The sequence below is a fragment of the Arthrobacter sedimenti genome, assembly GCF_042652025.1.
Taxonomy (GTDB): Bacteria; Actinomycetota; Actinomycetes; order Actinomycetales; family Micrococcaceae; genus Arthrobacter; species Arthrobacter sedimenti.
This window is the reverse complement of the sequence record NZ_JBHSDQ010000003.1, coordinates 59,426-80,447: the sequence shown is the minus strand read 5'-3', so window position 1 is coordinate 80,447 and position 21,022 is coordinate 59,426. Positions and strand designations below refer to the sequence as shown.

The following is a 21,022-nucleotide window of genomic DNA, read 5'->3' as shown; positions in this document are numbered from 1 at the left end:
CGGAGGGCAGCGCGGCCTTAGGGTGGGCGCATGGACACTGGAGCTGCAGTACCAAACGGAACCGGAACCAAGGGGCACGCCGCGCGGCTGGAAAAGGCCTTGGGGGTGGTGCTGGGGACCGGGCAGATACCGCTGCGGCTGCGGGCTTGGGACGGCTCGGAGGCGGGTCCTGCGGGTGCTCCGGTCCTGGAGTTCAGGTCCCGGAAGGCCCTGCGGCGAATGCTCTGGTCGCCCGGGCAACTGGGGCTGAGCCGGGCGTATGTGGCCGGCGACATTGACGCGCCAGGCGATATCTTCGCCGCATTCACGGCGTTGAGTTCTGCCGGCAAGTTCGCCGAGCCCGGTCCGTTCCGCCCGCTGACCGCGGGGGAACTCTGGCTGCTCCTGCGCACCGCCGTCCGGCTTGGGGCTGTGGGACCCAACCCGGTCCCGCCGCCCGAGGAGGCACGCGTCGCCAGGAAAGGCAGGATGCACTCCAAGGGGCGTGATGCGGCCGCCATTTCACACCATTACGACGTCGGGAACGACTTTTATGCCCTGGTGCTGGGTCCGTCCATGGTGTATTCATGCGCCGTGTGGCCTCCCGATGCAGCCGCACGGCCCGCGGACAAAGCGGGCGCCGACCCGAACGAGGACGCTGGCGGGATCGACGGCGCCGTGGACGGTGGCCTGGATGCTGCGCAGGAAGCCAAGCTGGACCTGGTGTGCCGGAAGCTTGGCCTTCAACCCGGGATGCGGGTCCTCGACGTGGGCTGCGGGTGGGGCAGCTTCGCCCTCCATGCTGCCGCCCGTTACGGCGTCACGGTCGTCGGCGTGACGCTCTCTGCCGAACAGGCGTTCCTGGCGCGCAAGCGCGCGGCAGACGCAGGCCTTACGGACAGCGTGGACATCCGGGTCCAGGATTACCGGGACGTGCAGGACGGGCCATTCGACGCGATCAGTTCGATCGGGATGTCGGAGCACGTGGGACGGGCCCAGACCCCTGCCTACGCCGCGGCGCTTTTCGCGCTGCTGCGCCCAGGCGGCCGGCTGCTGAACCACGCCATCTCCTGGAACGCCGGGCCCACCAGCCCGGATCCGGACTCGTTCATCCCCCGGTACGTCTTCCCGGACGGCGAAATGATCAGCCTCGGCGAAATGGTCTCCGCCCTGGAAACCGCCCGGTTCGAAGTCCTCGACGTGGAGGCCCTCAGGGGCCACTATGCCCTGACACTCCGGGCCTGGGTCAGCAGGCTGGAGCGCAACTGGGACGAGGCCGTCCGACTGGCCGGCGAAGGGCGTGCGCGTGTCTGGCGGCTGTACATGGCTGCGAGTGCACTGGGGTTCGAAAACGGGCTGACCGGGGTCAACCAGGTCCTGGTCCGGCGGCCGGGCGGGGAAGAACCGCCGCTGCGGCGGAACGCGTGGCTGTGACCTAAGGCGCCCTCCGGCATGCGACACGAGCGTTCCAGTCACGGCCGGTGAGCGTCCGGTTGGAGCGCATCCAGGCAAGCGCCCTCCTGCCGGGACGTAACCCGGCAGGAGGGCGGTCTATCCGGGCGCTGCACCCGGCTGTTGCGGCAGGGCATCTGCTGCCGGCGGGCGTGGCTCCTGCGCCGTCAGGCGACCGGTGAAGGCCCGCCCGGCTGGGTGAAATGCTGGGTCTTCTCGATCTGTACCACCTTCGGGTCCGTTTCGTCCGCCGCGTAGTCGGTGGGCCGGGTGAGATCCTCGCCTGTCCGGACCTTCAGTGCCCGCAGCACCACGGTCAGGACGACGGCGACCACCAGGTTCAGCGCGAAGGCTGACACCGCGATGTAGACGCTGAAGTCAGTCCCGGGGATGGGGGCCACCGAGCCGCCGAAGTGTGCCTTGGTGACCGGATTGACCACGTTGTAGGCGGACACGGTGCCGAAGATAATGCCAACCGCCCAGCCGATCAGCAGCGCCCAGCGGTCGAACCACCGGGTGTAGAGGCCTGCCACCACCGCCGGGAAGGTCTGCAGGATCCAGATGCCGCCCAGCAGCTGCATGTTGATGGCTGCGGACTGGTCCATGGCGATGACGAAGACCAGGGCGCCCACCTTCACCACCAGCGAGACGATCTTGGACACTTTCGCCTCAGTCCTGGCATCAACGTCAGGCCGGATGAAGTCCCGGTAGATGTTGCGCGTGAACATGTTGGCGGCCGCGATGGACATAATGGCTGCCGGCACCAGGGCGCCGATGGCGATGGCGGCCAGCGCGATGCCGGCGAACCAGGCCGGGAAGTGGTCAAGGAACAATTGCGGAACCACCAGCTGCGGGTTGACGGAGCCGTCCAAGTCTATGGGCTTGGTGCCAGCCTGGATGGCGACGAAGCCCAGCAGTGCAAGGAACCCCAGCATCAGCGAGTACAGCGGCAGGATGGCCGCATTGCGCCGGATGGTATTGCGGGCCTTCGAGGCGAGTACCGCGGTCACCGAATGCGGATACATGAACAGCGCCATGGCCGAGCCCAGTGCCAGCGACCAGTACGCGGAGTAGTTGGCCCCTCCCGGGATGAAGACGCCGGCCGGCTTGCCCGTGGCTTGGTTCACTGTGCCCAGCTTCGACTGGGCGGAGCCAAAGATCGTGTCCCACCCGCCGAACTTGATGGGCAGGTAGATCACGGCAACGATCACGGCAAGGTAGATCAGCAGGTCCTTGACGACGGCGATCATCGCCGGGGCGCGCAGGCCCGACGTGTAGGTGTAGGCGGCAAGGACCACGAAGGCCAGGATCAGCGGCAGGTCAGTCAAGAGCACGTTGCCGGAGCTGCCCAGGCCAAGAACCGTGAGCACGGCCTTGATGCCCACCAGTTGCAGGGCGATGTAGGGCATGGTGGCAACAATGCCTGTGATGGCGACGGCAAGGGAGAGCCAGCGGCTGCCGTAGCGTCCGCCGACAAAGTCTGCGGAGGTCACGTAGCCGTGGCGGTGGGAGACCGACCACAGCCGGCTCATGATGATGAAGATGATGGGGTACAGAACGATTGTGTAGGGGACGGCGAAGAAGCCGCTCACCGCGCCAGTGGCCCACATGGCCGCCGGCACCGCCACGAACGTGTACGCGGTGTACAGGTCCCCGCCCAACAGGAACCAGGTGATCCAGGTACCGAATCCGCGGCCGCCCAGACCCCACTCATCCAGGCTGTGCAATCCTTCCACTTCCGTGCTGCGGCGCCACCTGGCGGCCAGGAAGCCCATTACGGCGACGACGACAAAGAGCAGCACGACGATAACAAGCGCCGTCCAGTTGACCTGCCGGCCGGTCATGGCCGCTCCCCTTCCATGCCGGCCCCGGCAGCGGCTGCCCCTTCCTGGGGTGCGCCGCCGGCACGGGCCTCCGCCCGCCGTCGTCGGTCCTCCCTGGTCACCAGCCAATAGGCGCTGCCGGTAAGAATGGCCGAAATGGGCACCCACAGGAGCTGGTACCAGTAGAAGAACGGCATGCCGCCAAGCCGCGGCGCATCAAAGGCGTAAAGCTGGGGCATCAGGGGGAACAGGATGGCGGCGGCCAACAGTATGCCGGCGCCGATATAGGGGGCGGGCCTGGCCGGCCCGCGGATGGCAGTGTCGCGCGTCAGGCGCGATCCTTCGGGAACAGTTTCACCGTTCGGGCTGTAGCCGGAACCATCTGCGTGGGACATCTGTGACCTCCTCGTCAGCCCGTCCCGCGGCCGCCGCTTTGGAGGAAAGCAGTCCGGAGGCGGAACGATGTGCCCTCAACCACAGTTGTACCGCGCTTTGACCTGCGCCGGAAGAGTTTCAGTCCACGAACAGTTGCCGCTGGCAACAAGAAAGGGAACCATCACCAGGAGATGGTTCCCTTTCTTCCATGTATCGGTGGAGCTGAGGGGACTCGAACCCCTGACCCCCTGCATGCCATGCAGGTGCGCTACCAGCTGCGCCACAGCCCCGTACTTTTGTCCCTTCCGGTCGAATTCCCCGGAGCAACCTGACCAGAGTAATGCACTTTTCCGCTGGACGCCAATCGGCCCTCAACAGCCTGAAACCGGGCCTTCCCCACGCACCTGCCACTGGACAAATCACCGGGAAACGCGGGGGTGAAAAGTCCGGGCGCCGGTGCAATCCGGAGCATCCGGGATGTGGGAACAAAAAAGTCCGCCGGAACCTGATGGTTCCGGCGGACTTGCCGGTGGAGCTGAGGGGACTCGAACCCCTGACCCCCTGCATGCCATGCAGGTGCGCTACCAGCTGCGCCACAGCCCCGGAATGTTGCCGCTCCAAGAAGTTTTCTTCCGGGTCTCCCCCGAAGCAACTCAAATATCTTAGAACAGCAATTCCGAAAATTCCAAATCGGGAATATTCGCCGGCCGGCCCGGCCTACTCGCTCTCGGCTGCTGCGCCGGCTTTGGCTGAAGCGTCATCGCCCAACTGCAGGTCCACCACGGGGCAGTCCTTCCATAGGCGCTCCAGGGCATAGAAAACGCGGTCTTCCTCGTGCTGGACGTGGATGACGACGTCGGCGTAGTCCAGCAAGACCCACCGTCCGCCGGAACGGCCCTCGCGGCGCACGGGACGCAGGTCCTGCTTGGCCAGTTCTTCCTCAATGCCGTCCACGATGGCGTTGACCTGGCGTTCGCTGGGCGCCGAAGCGATGAGGAAAACGTCAGCCAGGGCCAGGCGTTCGCTCACATCCATGGCGACGATGTCCTGGGCGATCTTGTCCGCGGCGGCCTTGGCGGCCGTCCGGGCAATGGCGATGGATGATTCTGTTGCAGTCACGGGGCTCCTTGATTGTGTTAAGTGTTGGTGCCGGCCGGCAGGTCAGCGGGACATGCCGCTGACGATCAGGATGATGCCGGCAACGAGGGCCAGGATCCCGAACGCGAGAATGCAGAACTGGAGAATCCGGTTCCGCCGCGCCCTGGTCAAGCCGGCGGTGGCGGCGTCCAGTGGCTCGAGACCGTAAGCGGAGCTGGCAGGAACGCGGGGAAGATCCTCGAAGAGGTCCTCCGACTGGTTCTCCGGCTGGCCCGCCGGACGCGTCACCGGTTTGGGACGGCCTGCTGCCTTCGCGGCAGCCTCCGCCCGGGCAATGACTTGGGAACGGCCGGTGGCGGAGTCAGCCGCAGGCACCTTGGACTGGGCGGCAGGCTTGCGCTTCCCGCCACGCGGAACCTTTGTACCCGGGGAAACCTTCGTACCGGGCCTGGTGGTCACCGGAACATGGGAGGTTGCCGGCGGCTTCATCACCGGACGGTCGACGCCGGGTACCTGGACGAACTCGAGCGGAGTCACCATAGCCAGGTTGTTCGCCGTGGAGGGGCCTGCCTTGCTGGCAGTGGAGGGGCCGGGTTTGTTGGCGTTGGAGGGGGCGGGCTTGTCCGCGTTGGAGGGGGCGGGCTTGTCCGCGGGAGCGGCTGTCCTGCCCTGGCCGGCAGGCGTCCCGGCCTGCTCGGCAAGCTTCTGCCGGGCCATGGCGCGGCGGTTCAGCACGGCCGCACGTTCGGCGAGGGCAATCTGCTCCGCAAGGATCTCCGGATCCACGGCTTCGGGATCCATGGAGGCAATGTGCTCCATCTTGGCGATCTGGTTCCGCGCCTGCGCGGCGATAAGTTCCCGCGCTTGCAGCGCCTGTTCGACAGTCATCCCTTCCGGGGCGCTTCCGGGAGCCTGGGTGGGGCCGTCCGGCTTCTGGCGCTCGGGCTTACTCCCCTGCCCGCTGCCCTTTCCGGGGTCGGGGGAAGGCGGTGCGGCGGGAGCTGGAGCAGCGGCCTGAACAACGGGGTTGGCCGCCGTCAGTGCCTGCTCTTTGAGCTGCTGCAAACGCAGCTGGCGCCGGGTGGGTGGTCCCCCGGCGGAGAGCTGCCCTTCCTTTTCCTCAAGCTCCTTGATGGCGCGCAGCGTGGCGCGGTCCCGGGCCCGGATCTGGGACGAACGCTGGGTGGACGTCTGTTCCGGGGCCGTTTGGGGACGGGCTGCCGGTGCAGGTGCGCGGTCAGCCGGCCGGTCGGCGGCAGGCGGGCGTTGCTCCGTCGAAGGCGGGGTGGCCTGTTGAGCTTCCCTGGCCTTCCGGAGTTCCCGGCGGCTGCGGATTGGTGGCTGTTCCTGACTCATTGAGAACTCATTCAGTACTGGCTGGTTCGCGTGCTTCGGAAGTTTGTTCCTCCGCGCTTGAGGGCGCGTCGGAATACAGGCCGTACTTGGCGATGTACTGCACCACCCCGTCCGGGACCAGGTACCAGACCGGATTGTTCGCCGCCACGCGGGCACGGCAATCAGTGGACGAGATGGCCATCGCCGGAACTTCCAGGAGGCTGACGTCTTCACGGCCCATGCCATCCAGGACGTGTCCGGGCCGCGTGACTCCGACAAAGTGCGCCAGGGACCAGAGTTCGTCGATGTCCTTCCACGACAGGATCTGCGCCAGGGCGTCCGCCCCAGTGATGAAGAACAGATCGGCATCCGGGCGTTGTGCCCGCAGGTCGCGCAGGGTATCGATGGTGTAGGTGGGCCCGGGACGGTCCACATCGACGCGGCTGACGGTGAACCGCGGATTGGAGGCTGTGGCGATGACGGTCATCAGGTAGCGGTGCTCGGGCTCGCTGACCTGTTTATGGGACTTTTGCCATGGCTGCCCGGTGGGGACGAAAACAACCTCGTCAAGGTCGAATTCCGCCGCGACCTCGCTGGCTGCCACAAGGTGGCCGTGGTGGATGGGATCGAACGTCCCGCCCATCACGCCCAGCCGCAGCCTCCCCCGGGCACCATTGCGGTGCAGATTGTGGGAAATCTTAGTGACCCTGCCCGCGATCGTGCTTGTTGGGGTGCTGCCGGTGCGGATCCGCGTGCTCGTCGGTGGCAGCGTGCCGGTTGCCCAGGTTGTTGTAGGACCAGGCGATGAACATCAGGACCACCAGGATGGCGAACATGGATACACCGAAGACCCATGGCTCAGCCCACAGCGGCGCAGGCTCCTCATGGCCTGATTCACCGGCGGCGGCGACGGACATGGCAATCTGCTGGAGCAGCATTTTCTCCCCTTGTTCAAGGATTTAATGGCAGCGGAACCCTCCGCCGCCTTACGGGTTCTGGTCTATGTTACCGCGTTGCTACCCGCGGACCTGGCCTTCGCCCTGGACGATCCACTTCGTGGTGGTGAGCTCGGTCAGCCCCATCGGACCGCGCGCGTGCAGCTTCTGGGTGGAAATGCCCACCTCGGCACCAAGGCCCAGCTCCCCGCCGTCGGTAAAGCGGGTGGAAGCGTTGACGATTACCGCCGCCGAATCCACCTCAGCAATGAATCGTTCCGCGTTAGCAAGGTGGTTGGTGAGGATCGCCTCGGTGTGTCCCGTGGACCAGGTCCGGATGTGCTGGACGGCTTCATCCAGGGTATCCACCATGGCCACTGCCAGGTCCAGGTCCATGTACTCGGTGGCCCAGTCCGCGTCCGTCGCTGCTTCGGTCTCGACGCCGGGCAGCGCCGCCTTGATGCGGTGGTCCACGTGGAGGCGGACGCCGGCGTTGCGGAGGGCGGTGGCGACGGCGGGCAGCACCGTTGAACCGGAGTGGACCAGCAGCGTCTCCACGGTGTTGCAGACGCTGGGCCGCTGGGTCTTGGCGTTGAGCAGGATCTCCACGGCCATGTTCTCGTCGGCGGACTCGTCGATGAAGATGTGGACGTTGCCCTCCCCTGTCTCGATGACGGGCACGGCTGAATTGGTAACCACGGTCTGGATCAGGTCCCTGCCGCCGCGGGGAATGAGCACGTCCACCCGGCCGCGCGCCTTCATCAGGACATTGGCACCGGCGCGGCCGAACTGGTCCACGGTCTGCACGGCATCGGCGGGCAGGCCGACTGATTCGAGGGCTTCCCGCAGCACACGCACCAGGACCTGGTTGGTTGCTTCCGCTGCACTGCCGCCGCGCAGGATGACTGCGTTGCCACTTTTGAGGGCCAGCCCCGCGATGTCCACGGTGACGTTGGGACGTGCCTCGTATATGGCTGCCACCACGCCCATGGGCACGTTGACCTGGCGGAGGCGCAGCCCGTTGGGCAGGGTCTGGCCGCGGACCACGTTGCCTACGGGGTCCGGAAGGTTGGCGAGATTCTCAAGGGCCGACACCAGGCCGGCAACCCGGGCTTCGGTGAGGGTGAGCCGGTCCAGGAGGGCCGCGGAGGTGCCGTTGTCCTTGCCCCGCTGCACATCCATGGCGTTGGCGGCGAGGATGGCCTGGACGTTCTCCTGGAGCGCGGCTCCCACGGCGCGGAGGCCGCGGTCTTTCCAGGCGCGGTTGGCGGTGGACATCCGGCGGGCTGCGTGGCGGGAGCGGTCGGCAATGGCGTGGACGGCCGCTTCCACCTCCGCGGGGGAAAGAGCGTCCACGGCTGATGCCTGCCCTGCCGACGGACCCGGCTGCGCCTGCGCCGCAGTGGTTCCGGAATTTTCAGCAGTATGGATCAGGGCTTCAGTCATGCTCCAAGTTTAGGCGAGGCTGCAGCTCACAACAGCACCAGGTCATCAACATGAACAACTTCGCGGTCATAGCCGCTGCCCAGTTCCTCGCCAAGTTCCCTGGTGGAGCGTCCCAGCATGTGGGGCAGTTCCTGGGATGAGTAGTTGACCAGTCCACGGGCAACAACGGTGCCGTCAGCAGCTGCCAGCTCCACGGCGTCGCCCGGCTCAAAGTCTCCGTGGATGGCGGAAATGCCCGCCGGCAGCAGGGAGGTGTGGTGGTGCAGCACGGCGCGCACGGCTCCGTCGTCCAGGACCAGGCGGCCCTGCACGGAGGCGACGTGGGCCAGCCACAGGAGGCGGACCGGTTTGCGGGAGCCGTTGACTGAGAACCAGGTGCCCACGTCCTCGCCGTTCAGGGCCGCGGCGGCGTTGGGTGTGGAGGTCACCAGGGCGTGGATGCCCGAGCCGGCGGCCATGCTGGCAGCTTCGACCTTGGTCATCATGCCGCCGGTGCCCACGCCGGCCTTGCCCGCCTTGCCGATGGAAACGCCCTCAAGGTCGTGCGCGCCGGTGACCAGGGGGATGCGCTTGGCACCCTGGGCGGGCGGACCGTCGTAGAGGGAGTCGACGTCGGACAGCAGCACGAGTGCGTCGGCGCGCACCAGGTGGGCCACCAGGGCGGCAAGCCTGTCGTTGTCGCCGAAGCGGATTTCGTGGGTGGCAACGGTGTCGTTTTCGTTGACCACGGGGACGACCCCGAGGTTCAGCAGCCGGTCCATGGCGCGCAGGGCATTGGTGTGCTGGCTGCGGCGCATCAGGTCCTCGGCGGTGAGCAGGACCTGGCTGACAGTGACGCCGTGGGCGCCGAAGGCCTGGGTGTAGCGGGCCATCAGCAGTCCCTGGCCCACGCTGGCTGCGGCCTGCTGGGTGGCGAGGTCGCGGGGCCGTTTTGCCAGTCCCAGCGGAGCCAGACCGGCGGCGATGGCGCCGGAGGACACCAGGATGATCTCGGCTCCGGCGTTGCGCTTGGCCGCCAGCGCGTCGGCCAAGGCGGTGAGCGACTCTTCCGAGATGCCGCCCTTAATGCTGGTCAGCGAGGATGAGCCCACCTTGACCACGATGCGCCGGGCACCTGCCAGCGCACTACGGTCCGCGGCGTGGCCGGCGGGTTCCGCGGTCAAGCTCCTAGAGGTCATCGTCGGCGTCCAGTCCGCTTTCCTTGAGGGGCTGGGCGGCGCGGCGGGCACTGACGGATTCGGTCCAGATCCCGGCTTTACGCTCCGCCTCAAGCTCGGCGCGGGCGGCAGCCTTGGCCTCCCGGCGTTCCAGCTGCTCCTCGCGCTTCTGGCTGCGGGTGGGGCGGTCGCCGATATCGGCGAACCGGGGATCGGTGCCGCGCGGCGAGGCTAGGAGTTCGGCCCCGGCCATCATGGTGGGCTCCCAGTCGAAGACGACGCCGTCGTCCCCGCCGATGACCACGGTGTCCCCCGGCTTGGCGCCCTGCTTGAACAGCTCGGTCTCCACGCCGAGCTTCGCCAGGCGGTCCGCGAGGTAGCCGATGGCTTCCTCGTTGGTGAAGTCGGTCTGCTTGACCCAGCGCTCAGGCTTTTCGCCCAGCACGCGGAACAGCGGCTCCAGGTTCTTCTCTTCGCGGCGGATCTTGAACCCTGCTTCATTGACAGCGCGCGGGCGCAGCACGGTCGGCTGGACCTTGGGCGGGGCGGCAGCTACGGCCTCCCGCGCAGCCTGGACAATCTCGGCCATGGCGAACCCGAGCTGGCGCAGTCCCTCGTGGCTGGTGGCGGAGACTTCGAAGACGCGGTAACCGCGCGATTCGAGTTCCGGGCGCACAAACTCCGCCATGTCCTTGCCGTCCGGCAGGTCCACCTTGTTCAGGGCAACCAGGCGGGGACGGTGGTTCAGGGGGACGACTTCGCCATCCTGGCCGGCATAGCTCATGTCGACGGCGTACTTCTCCAGCTCTCCCTCGATGATGGCGAGGTCAGAGAGCGGGTCCCGGTCCGATTCCAGGGTGCCGCAGTCCAGCACGTGCACCAGGGCAGCGCAGCGCTCAACGTGGCGCAGGAAGTTGTGGCCCAGGCCGCGTCCCTCGCTGGCGCCTTCGATGAGGCCGGGAACATCGGCGATGGTGAACCGGACGTCGCCGGCCTGCACCACGCCGAGGTTGGGAACCAGGGTGGTGAACGGGTAATCGGCAATCTTGGGGCGGGCGGCGGACATCGCTGCGATGAGGCTGGACTTGCCCGCGGACGGGAAGCCCACCAGTGCGATATCCGCGATGGACTTCAGTTCCAGCACGACGTCGCGGGAGTCGCCCTCGAGGCCCAGCAGTGCGAAGCCAGGGGCGCGGCGCTTTTGGGATGAGAGGGCGGCGTTGCCGAGCCCGCCCAGGCCTCCGGCGGCCGCCACGTATTCGGCGCCTTCACCGACGAGGTCGGCGAGCAGGGTGCCGTCCTTGGTCTTGACCACGGTGCCGTCCGGCACGGGCAGCACCAGGGTCTCGCCGTTCTTGCCGCCGCGCCAGTCACCCATGCCGGGGCCACCGTTGCTGGCGTGCCGGTGGGGTGCGTGGTGGTAGTCGAGGAGTGTGGTGGTCTGGTGATCGACGCGAAGGATCACGTCACCGCCGTTGCCGCCATTGCCGCCGTCGGGCCCGCCGAGCGGCTTGAACTTCTCGCGGTGGACGGAGACGCATCCGTGGCCGCCCGATCCGCCGGATACGTGCAGGACTACCCGGTCTACAAAGCTGGCCACGTGGATCTCCTCAAATGCTGTTTACTTGGCGTCCGGAACGCCACATCGATTGTAATGCGGTTAAAAGAACAGTGGAGCGGACCCACAGGCCCGCTCCACCGCTTCAGAACTGGTTGTTACTCTGCAGCTGCAGCAGCAACGATGTTGACCACGCGACGACCGCGGCGGGTGCCGAATTCAACGGCGCCCGGGGTCAGTGCGAACAGGGTGTCGTCGCCGCCACGGCCAACGCCGGCGCCCGGGTGGAAGTGGGTGCCACGCTGGCGGACGATGATCTCGCCTGCGGAAACTACCTGGCCGCCGAAGCGCTTGACGCCGAGGTACTGAGCGTTGGAATCGCGGCCGTTGCGAGTGGAGCTCGCGCCCTTTTTATGTGCCATCTGAAATGCCTGCCTTTAAAATTCTGGGGAATCTGTTGGAAAACCTGAACAGTAACCGGTGGTTACTTGATGCCGGTGATCTTGACCTTGGTCAGTTCCTGGCGGTGACCCTGGCGCTTCTTGTAGCCGGTCTTGTTCTTGTACTTCTGGATGACAATCTTAGGACCACGCAGGTCCTGGAGGATTTCAGCCGTAACAGTTACCTTGGCCAGGTCAGCGGCGGCGGAGGTGACCTTGTCACCGTCAACCAGGAGCAGTGCGGGCAGCTCGATGGTGCTGCCGGCTCCACCGGCGACGCGGTTCAGGGTAACGAAGTCTCCAACGGAAACCTTCTCTTGGCGGCCGCCTGCGCGGACAATCGCGTACACCACTTGGGAACTCACTTCTCTCGACGTTTATTACAAAATTTGCGTGCGGCACCCGGCTCAGAAATTGGCTGGGTTCCCGCTGTGCCTCAACGCCGTGGATTTCCCGGGGAAATCCGTGAGCCGTCCCGGTGGAGAAGTCCGCTTGTTATGCACAGCGAATTGCTCCAGGGTCATAACCCAAGTGTTGGCGTAAGCACCGAAGATCCAGAATACGCTAAATCCGTCCACGGCCGCAAATGAGGCTGGTTCCGGCGGCCCGGCTGTGGTAGTAACCACAAACCCGGTGGGCAGCACCGCAACCATGCGAATCAATCATAGCGGCGCTGCTGCCCCCAGCAGTCAGGCATGCAGCCTCGGCGCGTCGAAAAATTCCACTTCCAGTCGGCAGGACTGCTTGAACGCGGTGACCATCGCTGCCCTTTCATGGTCGGAGGCCTTCCGCCCCTCCTCATCCACGATGGCAACAGCCCGGCGGGTGGCTTCGGCGAAGGCCTCGTCGGCATAGGTGCGGAGCCAGGCAGCGTAGGCATGCGCGTCCGGCTCACCGGAGGCAACGAACTGGGCGTGCAGCTTCTCCCCTACCTCGGCATAGAGCCAGAAGCAGGGCAGGACGGCGGCAGCCAGGACAGCATACGAGCCCGACGCCGAAGCTGCGGTGAGGTGGTCGACGTAGGCCTTTGTGACGGGGCCGAGGCCGCCCTGGGCTGGCCGGGTGCTGAGCCAGGAGCGGTGGAGTTCCGTTTCCACCTCGAGGCAATGTTGGGCCGATCCTGCCCAGAACAGCTGTTCGGCCTCCGAGGGGGCCAGGGCGCTGGTGCGGGCCAGCACGCGGGAGTACCCGTTGAGGTAAAGGGCGTCCTGGGCCAGGTAGTAGGCAAAGTCCTTCTCGGCCAGGTCTCCGGTGGCCAGGCCGCGGATGAAGTCCAGCGCATAGATATCGTCGAGGTCCTGTTGGGCTTCCGCCCACAGCCGGGCCGCGAAGCCGCCTTCCTGCAGTGCCGGCCGCAGGTGGTGGAAGTGGTGCACGGGTCCATTCCCCTGGCCCACCTCCAGCAGACCCGAGTTCTCGAGGGCACCCGCCAGCCAGGGCTTGACCGTCCGCAGTGACGCTTCCCAGTCGCCCAGGCGGGCCTGCACCGTTGCCATGGCAGAGGAAAGGGAGCAGCCTGTGCCGTGACTGTTGCGGGTGGAGATCCGGTTGCCCGGGACTTCCACTACGTCCTGTCCCAGCAGGCCCGCGGTGTTGACCAGCGCGTCCGGGCAGTCCGAACCTGCCAGGTGTCCGCCCTTGACCAGCACGGTTGCCCCGGTAGCGTCGGCCAGGCGCCGGCCCTGGGCCAGTGCCTCGTCCCAGTTCCCGGCGGGGGCCGCGCCCACCAGCATGGCAAGCTCGGGCAGGTTTGGGGTGATGAGGTGGGCAAGGGGCAGCAGTTCCCGCAGTGCGGCTTCTGCCGACTCCTGCAGCAGCCGGTCACCGCTGGTGGCAACCATCACCGGATCAAGAACCACGACGGCGGGACGCACCTTTTCGAGCCACCCGCGCACAGTGCGGATCACTTCCCCGTCACCCAGCATGCCTATCTTGACGGCGTCGATGCTGATGTCGTCACTGACGGCATCCAATTGCTGGGCCAGGAAGGCGGCCGGAGGCACGTGCACGGCCTGTACGCCCCTAGTGTTTTGGGCCGTGAGGGCGGTGATGGCGGCCATGCCGTAACCGCCGTGCGCGGCGATGCTTTTGAGGTCTGCCTGGATACCCGCTCCGCCCGACGGGTCCGAGCCCGCGATGGAGAGCACGCGGGGAACGTCACGGCCCGCGGGTAACGCGGCGAATGCACCGGAGGCAACTGGCAGGGGCATGGAAAGGGTGGAAGACAAGAGACATCCCTTCGCCGGTACTAGCCGGACAGGTTCAACGGGTCTGGATCTCAGCCGGCCTTCTGCGCGGCACCCCGTGTCGGTTCCCAGCCTAACCGCTGGGGCCTGTCCGCAGGAAAGGTGACTGCAGGCGCGGGGAGGGTGGCCGCACGCAGGAGTCCCCGCCCTATGGACAGTTCCCCCTGTAATTTACGGGGGAACTGTCCACAAAGCGGGGACTCCTGAATGTTTCTTTGCTACAGCTCCGAGGCCGGGACGCCGACGCCGAGGATGATGGGTTCCTCTGCCGCCTTGCCCGGTTCCGCCGTGGCCTGTGCCTTATCCGTTTCCGGGGCCTTGGCTGCGTGCGAATGGCCTCCGGCAGTCGCCTGGACGTTTTCGTGGTGCTGGACAGCGGTCTCGTTGGCGGCACCCTGGGCACGGCTGGCACCCCGGTGGCGCCGCGGCCTCCGCTGACGCGACTGTTCCAGCGTGTGGTCCGAATAGTCCTTTTCGACGGGAGCATCCATTGCGGGGCGGGCTTCCGCTCCCCCGGTTTCGGCTTGCCGTTCCGGCGCGGGCTGTTCCGTTGCCGGCTGTTTAGGTGCCTGCGGCGTCTCGGCAGCCTTAGCTGGAGCGTCCTCCATGGACGACGCCGGCTGGCCGAGGTGGGCGAACGCTTCAGCGAGCCGGTCCAGGGTGAGGGCGGGCTTGGGCTGCTGCTCCTCCGCATGCTCCACGAACGGAAGCGGGACTTCTTCGCCGCCGAACGTCAGGACAGCTGCGGGACGCGTGGGGGCATCGGCGTCGTACTTCTCCTCTGCCGGAGCGGCCGCCGCAGGCGGGGCTGCCGGCACCTGGCGGGTTGCGGCCACTTCGTCGTCGTGCAAGTGCGCGGCGTGGGCGGCAGCGGCGATGTTTGCCAGGGCAAGCCGGGTGGCTTCTGCCTTGGCGTGCCGCTCAGCGTCCGTGGGCTCCGGGTGGACAGTGTGGACCTGGACGGCAGGCACCGGTGCGGCTTCGGGCTGCTGGCCGCCGCGTCCGCGCCGCCGCTTGCGTTCCGAACGTGCGCCGGGCTGGTTGTTGTCAGTCCGCTGGCCTTCGGTGCGGTGGGCTTCCGGCCGGGCTTCGGGCCGGTTGTCGCTGCGCTGGACGTGGTGGTGCTCGGCGGCAACGACGTTGGCGCGGCGGTGCTCCACGGGATCGTCGTGGGTCACCACGCCGCGGCCGGCGCAGGCCTCGCACTGTTCGCCGAAGACCTCCAGCAGCCCGGTGCCCATGCGCTTGCGGGTCATCTGGACCAGGCCGAGGGAGGTCACTTCGGCAACCTGGTGCTTGGTGCGGTCGCGGCCCAGGCATTCCACCAGGCGGCGCAGCACCAGGTCGCGGTTGGATTCGAGCACCATGTCGATGAAGTCGATCACGATGATGCCGCCGATATCGCGCAGCCGCAGCTGGCGCACCACTTCCTCGGCAGCTTCAAGGTTGTTCTTGGTGACGGTTTCCTCGAGGTTGCCGCCGCTGCCGGTGAACTTGCCGGTGTTGACGTCCACTACTGTCATGGCCTCGGTGCGGTCGATCACCAGGGAGCCGCCGGAGGGCAGGAAGACCTTCCGTTCGAGGGCCTTGTGGATCTGCTCATCGATGCGCCAGGCGGAGAAGATGTCCTGGTCCTTGGTCCACTTTTCGAGGCGGCCCACCAGGTCCGGGGCCACGTAGGTCACGTAGGCCTCGATGGTGTCCCATGCTTCCTCACCGGAGACGATGAGCTTGGAGAAGTCCTCGTTGAAGACGTCGCGGACCACCTTGATGGTCAGGTCCGGCTCGCCGTAGAGCAGTTCGGGGGCCAGGATCTTGGTGGAGGCAGACTGGCTTTCAATGCCTTCCCACTGGGCCCGCAGCCGGTTGATATCGTGCGTGAGCTCTTCCTCGGAAGCGCCCTCGGCGGCCGTGCGGACAATGACGCCGGCGTGCTCGGGCAGGCGGTCCTTGAGGATGCGCTTGAGGCGGTTCCGTTCGACGTCGGGCAGCTTGCGCGAGATGCCGGTCATGGATCCGCCGGGTACGTACACCAGGTAGCGTCCGGGCAGCGAGATCTGGCTGGTGAGGCGGGCGCCCTTATGGCCCACGGGGTCCTTGGTGACCTGGACCAGGACGGTATCGCCGGACTTCAGCGCGTTCTCGATGCGGCGCTGCTTGCCCTCGAGGTTCACGGCTTCCCAGTTGACCTCGCCGGCGTACAGGACCGCGTTGCGGCCGCGCCCAATGTCAACGAACGCCGCTTCCATGGACGGCAGCACGTTCTGGACCTTGCCCAGGTACACGTTGCCGATCAGCGAATCCTGCTGCGTCTTGGACACGAAGTGCTCGGCCAGCACGCCGTCTTCGAGGACGGCGATCTGGATCCTGTCGTCGCGCTGGCGCACGATCATCTGCCGGTCCACCGACTCGCGGCGCGCCAGGAACTCAGCCTCGGTGATGACCGTGCGGCGGCGGCCCGTGTCACGGGACTCGCGACGGCGCTGTTTCTTGGCTTCCAGGCGGGTGGAACCCTTGACACTGGTGACGCGGTTGCTGGCCGGAGCCTCGCTCACAGTCCGCGGGGCACGGACGCGCGTCACCGTGTTGGGGGGATCATCGTCCCCGCCGCCCGTCAGCTCAAGGTCCTGGTCCCCGCGGCGGCGGCGACGGCGACGGCGGGACGTCACGCCGTCCTCCACCGTCCCTGCGGTGTCCTCGTCGGCTTCGTCCTCGGCGTCGGCTTCAGCGCTGCCGTCCTCGTTGTCCTCTTCAGCCCTGTCCCCGACCCGGCTGCGGCCCCTGCGGCCCCGGCTGCGGCGCCGGCGGCGGCTGGAGGAATCATCCGTATCTTCGGTTTCTTCCTCGTCAGGCTCCTCGGCAGCGGGGGCTGTGGGACGGACCACGGTGCTGAGGTCCGGCGCCTGGAAGAGCACCGAGGTGGGGGAAGCGGGTTCCAGGAACAGGGAAGCGAAGGCGCTGGCGGCGGCAGGCTCTTCGGTCTTTGCCGCAGCGGGGGCCGCCTGCTGCGGTTCTTCGGCTTTTTCCCCGGCCTGCGCGGCGGCGGGCTCCTGCTCCGGCTGCTCTGCCTGCTCCACGGCAGGTTCCTGTGCGGATGCGGCTTCCTGGACCGGCTCCTGCGCGGCGGCAACCGGTGCTGCTGATCCCTCAACCACGGCATCAGTGGCGGCGGGTGCCGGCTCTGCGCTGGCGGGGGAAGCGACCTTGCGGGTGGCTACCCGACGGCGGCGGACCGGCTTGCTTTCGACGTCGGCCGCGGGTTCGGCGGCAGCTACGACGGCGGGGCTGCCAGCGGCGGCAGCATCAGCAGCGGGGCCGGCAACGGCAGCTGGCGGCGCCGCGGCGGAGGTGTCAACGCCGGCATCTTCGACGGCGGCCCCGGCGTGCGTGAGGCTGGTTTCCTCCGCGAAGGTGGGCAGCGGCTCCGCAGCCTCCACCTTCTTCCGGGCACGGGTGCGGCGGGCCGGAGCCTTGGGTGCCTGTTCCGCGTCGTCAGCCGGTGTTGTGTCAGCTGGGCTGGCAACCGCTGCATCCGGAGCCGTGGCCACGGCCTCCATCACTTCATCCGTAGCCTTGGGGGCAACTTTGCGCCGGGCGCGTGGAGCCTTCCTGGGTGCAGCAGCCTCCGCCGCGGCTTCTTGGTTAACGGCCAGTTCCTGATCATTGTCCATATGTGGCAACACTCCTGCCCCTGACGTACCGCCACATCCGGCACCCATTGGGGCACATATTGTCAAAACCCGCAGGCGTTGACAGAAGTCAAGTGGATACTCCCAGGTTCGCACCGTCGTTGGGGTGCGGCAGCCCGTAGGAGCCGGTGGATGCTCTGAAAACCCGTTGTTCTGCGTGCCACAACCAGGTGCCGCCCAATGGAGTTGCGGGTGTGCCGGAAGAATCCGAAGCCTGCCCTGCTCATCATTGGCGGTCTTGGGAACAAACCACCGGACCGGAGTCCGAATGTGGATCGGCTTCCAGCCACGTTCATTCTCTCATACCCGGGCTGGATCGCCGCGGAGGCCGGGGCTGCTGTTCCGGTTTCTGTGTAGTGGCTTCAGCCGCCGGCGTTACAATCAGGCAGAGGAGCACCGGACGAAAAGGACGCAAAACCCATGCCCAGCATCTCCCCCGTCAGCGCCCGTGAAGAGCATCGCGCCGCCGATTCCCACACCACTGCGGCTGCCCCCGTTCCGCGGATGGCCCGGAACCGGCCCTTCGGCTGGCTGCTGGTCATCACGGGCATCGTGGGCTGGCTGGCGTCCGGAACCCTGGTCCTGGAGAAGCTCGAAGTGCTCAAGGACCCCAGCCATACCACGGTATGCGATGTGAATCCCTGGATCTCGTGCGGCCAGGTGATGCAGACCTGGCAGAGTTCGGTGTTCGGCTTCCCCAACATGTTCATCGGCATCGTGGCCTTCGCCATCACCACCACCGTGGGCATGGCCCTGCTTTCGGGAGCCACCTTCGCCCGCTGGTACTGGATTGGGCTGCAGACCGGCGTCACGCTTGGTTTTGCGTTCGTTGTCTGGTTGTGGTCTCAGGCCCTTTACTCAATCCACATCCTGTGCCCCTTCTGCATGATCGTCTGGGCGGCCATGATCCCGCTCTTCGTGTGGACCACCATCAGGAACATCAGCGCCGGCGTCATCCCCATGCCGGCAGGCGCAGCCCGCGTCCTGGGTGATTCCGGCTGGATCATCACCGCGCTGCTGTACGTGGCCGTGATCGCCACCATCTTCTTCGCGTTCATCCAGGTCTTCGTGGGAACCTCGGGCTTCTAAACCCCTTCCATTCCCCCGCCGGATGACAGATAAGGCCAATGTTCATGATGAACATTGGCCTTATCTGTCAGTTCGCGGTTTCTGAGCCCGCGGGGGTGTCCGGTTAGTTGAACCAGATCTTGATCTCCCGCTCGGCGGAATCGGTGGAGTCGGAGCCGTGCACCAGGTTCTGCTGCACTTTCAGGCCCCAGTCCCGGCCGAAGTCGCCGCGGATGGTGCCCGGTGCCGCCGTCGTGGGGTCGGTGGTGCCGGCCAGCGAGCGGAAGCCTTCGATGACGCGGTGGCCTTCGAAGATGGCCGCCACCACGGACCCGCTGAGCATGAATTCCACCAGCGGCTCGTAGAAGGGCTTGCCCACGTGCTCCTCGTAGTGCCGCTCCAGGAGTTCACGGGTGGCGTCAACCTTTTTCAGCTCAACCAGGGTGTAGCCCTTGGCTTCGATGCGGGCCAGGATGGCGCCGGTCAGGTTACGGGCGACGCCGTCGGGCTTGATCAGGACGAGGGTGCGCTCTGTAGTCACAACTGCTCCAATGCGTTGGTGGGGTTTCGGGACAAGTCTACGGGGAGAGGCTTACGGGGATTGCGGTTGGGCCGGGCCGGAGGCCTGGTCCGGGTGGGCAGCTTCCCATTCCGCCTGCTCGCGTGCGCGCTGCGCGGCTTCGCGGTCCAGCCGGATGCCGGTGCGGATCCCGTACCACCAGGCAACCGCAAAAAGGGCGCCCACCAGGAACATGGCCGGCTCGAAAATGCCGGTAAGGACCAGGACGAGCTGCAGGATCCACCCCAAACCGATGCCCCAGGGCTTGTTCAGGACTGCGCAGGCGGCGACCATCACCACGCTGAGGGCAATGCCCACCCCCAGGATCAACGCCGGTGAAAACTCTCCCCGGCGCAGTCCGAACACCACCAGGGTGGCGAAAAACATGACGAAGGCTTCCAGGAGCAACACCGTGGAGGCAAACATGACCTTGGTGGAGCGGCGCTTCTTCGGCATGCCCGGACGCCATTCGCGCTGGGCTTTAGTCAGTCTGGCCATGGTCACGCCTCCGTTTTTCCGAGCAGGATCCGCGCTTCGGCCACCAGCGTGATGGACCCGGTGACCAGCACGCCGCCGGAGAGGTCCTCGTTGGCTTCGGCGCGTTCCACTGCCCACTCCAGTGCGTCGTCCAGCTTCTCGGCGACGTGCACGTTGTCCTCGCCAAAGCCCAGGTCGATCGCGAGCTCCGCCAGTTCGGCGGCGGGGACGGCACGGGGCGAGTTGGACTGGGTGAAGCAGTATTCCTCCGCCACCTCACCCAGGGACTCCTTGAGCTCCCGCAGGATCTCTTCGGCATCCTTTTCCTTGAGCACGCCAACCACCGGCACCAGCCGGGTGAAGGTGAATGCTTCCTGGAGCGCTGCAGCAGAGGCCTTGATGCCGTCGGGGTTGTGGGCGGCGTCGACGATGATGGTGGGCGCGGTGCGCACCACCTCGAGCCGTCCGGGTGACGTTACAGCGGCGAAGCCTTCCTGCAGGACGTCGAAGGGTAGTTCCTTCTCGCCGCCGAAGAACGCCTCCAGCGCCGCGACTGCAACCGCAGCGTTCTGCGCCTGGTGCGCGCCGTGCAGCGGCACCAGCAGGTCCGGGTAGCGGCCGGCGATGCCCTGGATGGTGACCATCTGCCCGCCCACGGCCACTGTGCGTGACTCGACGCCGAATTCCACGCCCTCGAAGCGGAACGGTACGCCCACCTCCTTGGCCTTTTCCAGCAGCACCTGCGCTGCGTCCAAGGGCTGGGCCGCGCTGATGAGGTAGCCGCCGGGCTTGATGATGCCGGCCTTTTCGTAGGCGATGTCGGCCGTCGTATCCCCCAGCAGGTCCGTATGGTCCAGCGAGATCGGGGTGACCACCGATACCTGGCCGTCACCCACGTTGGTGGCGTCCGTGATGCCGCCCAGGCCCACTTCAATGATGGCAACGTTGACGGGCTGGTCGGCGAAGATGGCAAAGCCCAGGATGGTGAGGCACTCGAAGTAGGTCAGCCGGGGCTGGCCCTCGGCTTCGAGCTCGGAGTCCACGATCTGCAGGTAGGGCCGGATCTCGTCCCAAATCCGGACGAACGTTTCGTCGGACACGGGGTGGCCGTCGATGCTGATCCGCTCGGTGACCTTGGACAGGTGCGGGCTGGTGTAGCGGCCCGTGCTCAGGCCTTGCGCCCGGAGCACGGACTCGATCATCCGGGACGTGGAGGTCTTGCCGTTGGTGCCGGTCACGTGGATGATCGGATACGCCTTGTTCGGCTCACCGAGTACGTCCATGGCGCGGTACAGCGGCGCAAGCCGGGGCTCCATCTTGTTCTCGGGCGCCCGGCCCAGCAGCTCGGCGTAGACACTTTCCACGGAAAATTCGTCGGTCATGTC

18 protein-coding genes, 2 tRNA genes and 1 riboswitch are annotated in these 21,022 nt (G+C 66.6%); of the genes, 2 read left to right on the top strand and 18 right to left on the bottom strand.

What is annotated here, in order from left to right:
• Positions 1-30: 30 nt before the first annotated feature.
• The gene (locus ACFO0G_RS08435; protein ID WP_376977025.1) at positions 31-1,413 is read left to right on the top strand and encodes a class I SAM-dependent methyltransferase; all 1,383 of its coding nucleotides are present in this window, start codon (positions 31-33) and stop codon (positions 1,411-1,413) included.
• A gap of 185 nt (positions 1,414-1,598) precedes the next feature.
• On the opposite strand, the gene mctP is transcribed toward ACFO0G_RS08435, so the two are convergent.
• From mctP to ACFO0G_RS08360, 15 genes are all read right to left on the bottom strand, one after another.
• Positions 1,599-3,275 carry a monocarboxylate uptake permease MctP gene (gene mctP / locus ACFO0G_RS08430; protein ID WP_286397481.1) on the bottom strand — a complete coding sequence of 559 codons (1,677 nt, stop codon included), beginning with the start codon at positions 3,273-3,275 and terminating at the stop codon, positions 1,599-1,601.
• The gene (locus ACFO0G_RS08425; RefSeq protein WP_286397483.1) at positions 3,272-3,649 is read right to left on the bottom strand and encodes a DUF3311 domain-containing protein; all 378 of its coding nucleotides are present in this window, start codon (positions 3,647-3,649) and stop codon (positions 3,272-3,274) included. Before ACFO0G_RS08425 ends, mctP begins: the two co-directional genes overlap by 4 nt.
• Positions 3,650-3,846: 197 nt before the next feature.
• Positions 3,847-3,919 (bottom strand) — tRNA-Ala (locus ACFO0G_RS08420).
• 240 nt (positions 3,920-4,159) lie between these two features.
• A tRNA-Ala gene (locus tag ACFO0G_RS08415) sits at positions 4,160-4,232 on the bottom strand.
• 114 nt (positions 4,233-4,346) lie between these two features.
• On the bottom strand, positions 4,347-4,748 hold the full coding sequence (rsfS, locus tag ACFO0G_RS08410; protein ID WP_286397486.1) for a ribosome silencing factor: 402 nt from the start codon (positions 4,746-4,748) through the stop codon (positions 4,347-4,349).
• A 42-nt stretch (positions 4,749-4,790) separates the two neighbouring features.
• Positions 4,791-6,083, bottom strand: a complete 1,293-nt coding sequence (locus ACFO0G_RS08405; RefSeq protein WP_376977024.1) for a hypothetical protein — start codon at positions 6,081-6,083, stop codon at positions 4,791-4,793.
• Between the two features lie 7 nt (positions 6,084-6,090).
• Complete coding sequence (gene nadD, locus ACFO0G_RS08400; protein ID WP_376977023.1) at positions 6,091-6,705, bottom strand: nicotinate-nucleotide adenylyltransferase; 615 nt, start codon at positions 6,703-6,705, stop codon at positions 6,091-6,093.
• A gap of 55 nt (positions 6,706-6,760) precedes the next feature.
• Positions 6,761-7,000 carry a hypothetical protein gene (locus ACFO0G_RS08395; RefSeq protein ID WP_286397491.1) on the bottom strand — a complete coding sequence of 80 codons (240 nt, stop codon included), beginning with the start codon at positions 6,998-7,000 and terminating at the stop codon, positions 6,761-6,763.
• 78 nt (positions 7,001-7,078) lie between these two features.
• Positions 7,079-8,443 carry a glutamate-5-semialdehyde dehydrogenase gene (locus tag ACFO0G_RS08390; protein WP_376977022.1) on the bottom strand — a complete coding sequence of 455 codons (1,365 nt, stop codon included), beginning with the start codon at positions 8,441-8,443 and terminating at the stop codon, positions 7,079-7,081.
• A 26-nt stretch (positions 8,444-8,469) separates the two neighbouring features.
• Complete coding sequence (proB, locus tag ACFO0G_RS08385; protein ID WP_286397495.1) at positions 8,470-9,621, bottom strand: glutamate 5-kinase; 1,152 nt, start codon at positions 9,619-9,621, stop codon at positions 8,470-8,472.
• Positions 9,611-11,200 (bottom strand): GTPase ObgE, encoded by a 1,590-nt coding sequence (gene obgE / locus ACFO0G_RS08380; RefSeq protein WP_286397497.1) that lies wholly within the window; start codon positions 11,198-11,200, stop codon positions 9,611-9,613. Before obgE ends, proB begins: the two co-directional genes overlap by 11 nt.
• A gap of 116 nt (positions 11,201-11,316) precedes the next feature.
• Positions 11,317-11,580, bottom strand: coding sequence for a 50S ribosomal protein L27 (rpmA, locus tag ACFO0G_RS08375; RefSeq protein WP_009372867.1), 264 nt, complete (start codon positions 11,578-11,580; stop codon positions 11,317-11,319).
• A 62-nt stretch (positions 11,581-11,642) separates the two neighbouring features.
• Positions 11,643-11,951 (bottom strand): 50S ribosomal protein L21, encoded by a 309-nt coding sequence (gene rplU / locus ACFO0G_RS08370; protein WP_141946370.1) that lies wholly within the window; start codon positions 11,949-11,951, stop codon positions 11,643-11,645.
• A gap of 336 nt (positions 11,952-12,287) precedes the next feature.
• The gene (gene thiD, locus ACFO0G_RS08365; RefSeq protein ID WP_376977456.1) at positions 12,288-13,808 is read right to left on the bottom strand and encodes a bifunctional hydroxymethylpyrimidine kinase/phosphomethylpyrimidine kinase; all 1,521 of its coding nucleotides are present in this window, start codon (positions 13,806-13,808) and stop codon (positions 12,288-12,290) included.
• Positions 13,809-13,815: 7 nt separating this feature from the next.
• A riboswitch (TPP riboswitch) is annotated at positions 13,816-13,913 on the bottom strand.
• 149 nt (positions 13,914-14,062) lie between these two features.
• On the bottom strand, positions 14,063-17,515 hold the full coding sequence (locus tag ACFO0G_RS08360; RefSeq protein WP_376977021.1) for an Rne/Rng family ribonuclease: 3,453 nt from the start codon (positions 17,513-17,515) through the stop codon (positions 14,063-14,065).
• 438 nt (positions 17,516-17,953) lie between these two features.
• Here ACFO0G_RS08360 and ACFO0G_RS08355 point away from each other — a divergent pair, with 438 nt between their 5' ends.
• Positions 17,954-18,622 (top strand): vitamin K epoxide reductase family protein, encoded by a 669-nt coding sequence (locus ACFO0G_RS08355; RefSeq protein WP_286397500.1) that lies wholly within the window; start codon positions 17,954-17,956, stop codon positions 18,620-18,622.
• Between the two features lie 103 nt (positions 18,623-18,725).
• On the opposite strand, the gene ndk is transcribed toward ACFO0G_RS08355, so the two are convergent.
• Genes ndk through ACFO0G_RS08340 form a run of 3 tightly spaced genes read right to left on the bottom strand, consistent with a single transcriptional unit; the run spans position 18,726 to position 21,019 of the window.
• The gene (gene ndk, locus ACFO0G_RS08350; protein ID WP_376977020.1) at positions 18,726-19,142 is read right to left on the bottom strand and encodes a nucleoside-diphosphate kinase; all 417 of its coding nucleotides are present in this window, start codon (positions 19,140-19,142) and stop codon (positions 18,726-18,728) included.
• 51 nt (positions 19,143-19,193) lie between these two features.
• Positions 19,194-19,658, bottom strand: a complete 465-nt coding sequence (locus tag ACFO0G_RS08345) for a DUF4233 domain-containing protein (protein WP_376977019.1) — start codon at positions 19,656-19,658, stop codon at positions 19,194-19,196.
• A 2-nt stretch (positions 19,659-19,660) separates the two neighbouring features.
• Complete coding sequence (locus ACFO0G_RS08340) at positions 19,661-21,019, bottom strand: bifunctional folylpolyglutamate synthase/dihydrofolate synthase (protein WP_286397503.1); 1,359 nt, start codon at positions 21,017-21,019, stop codon at positions 19,661-19,663.
• Positions 21,020-21,022 lie beyond the last annotated feature (3 nt).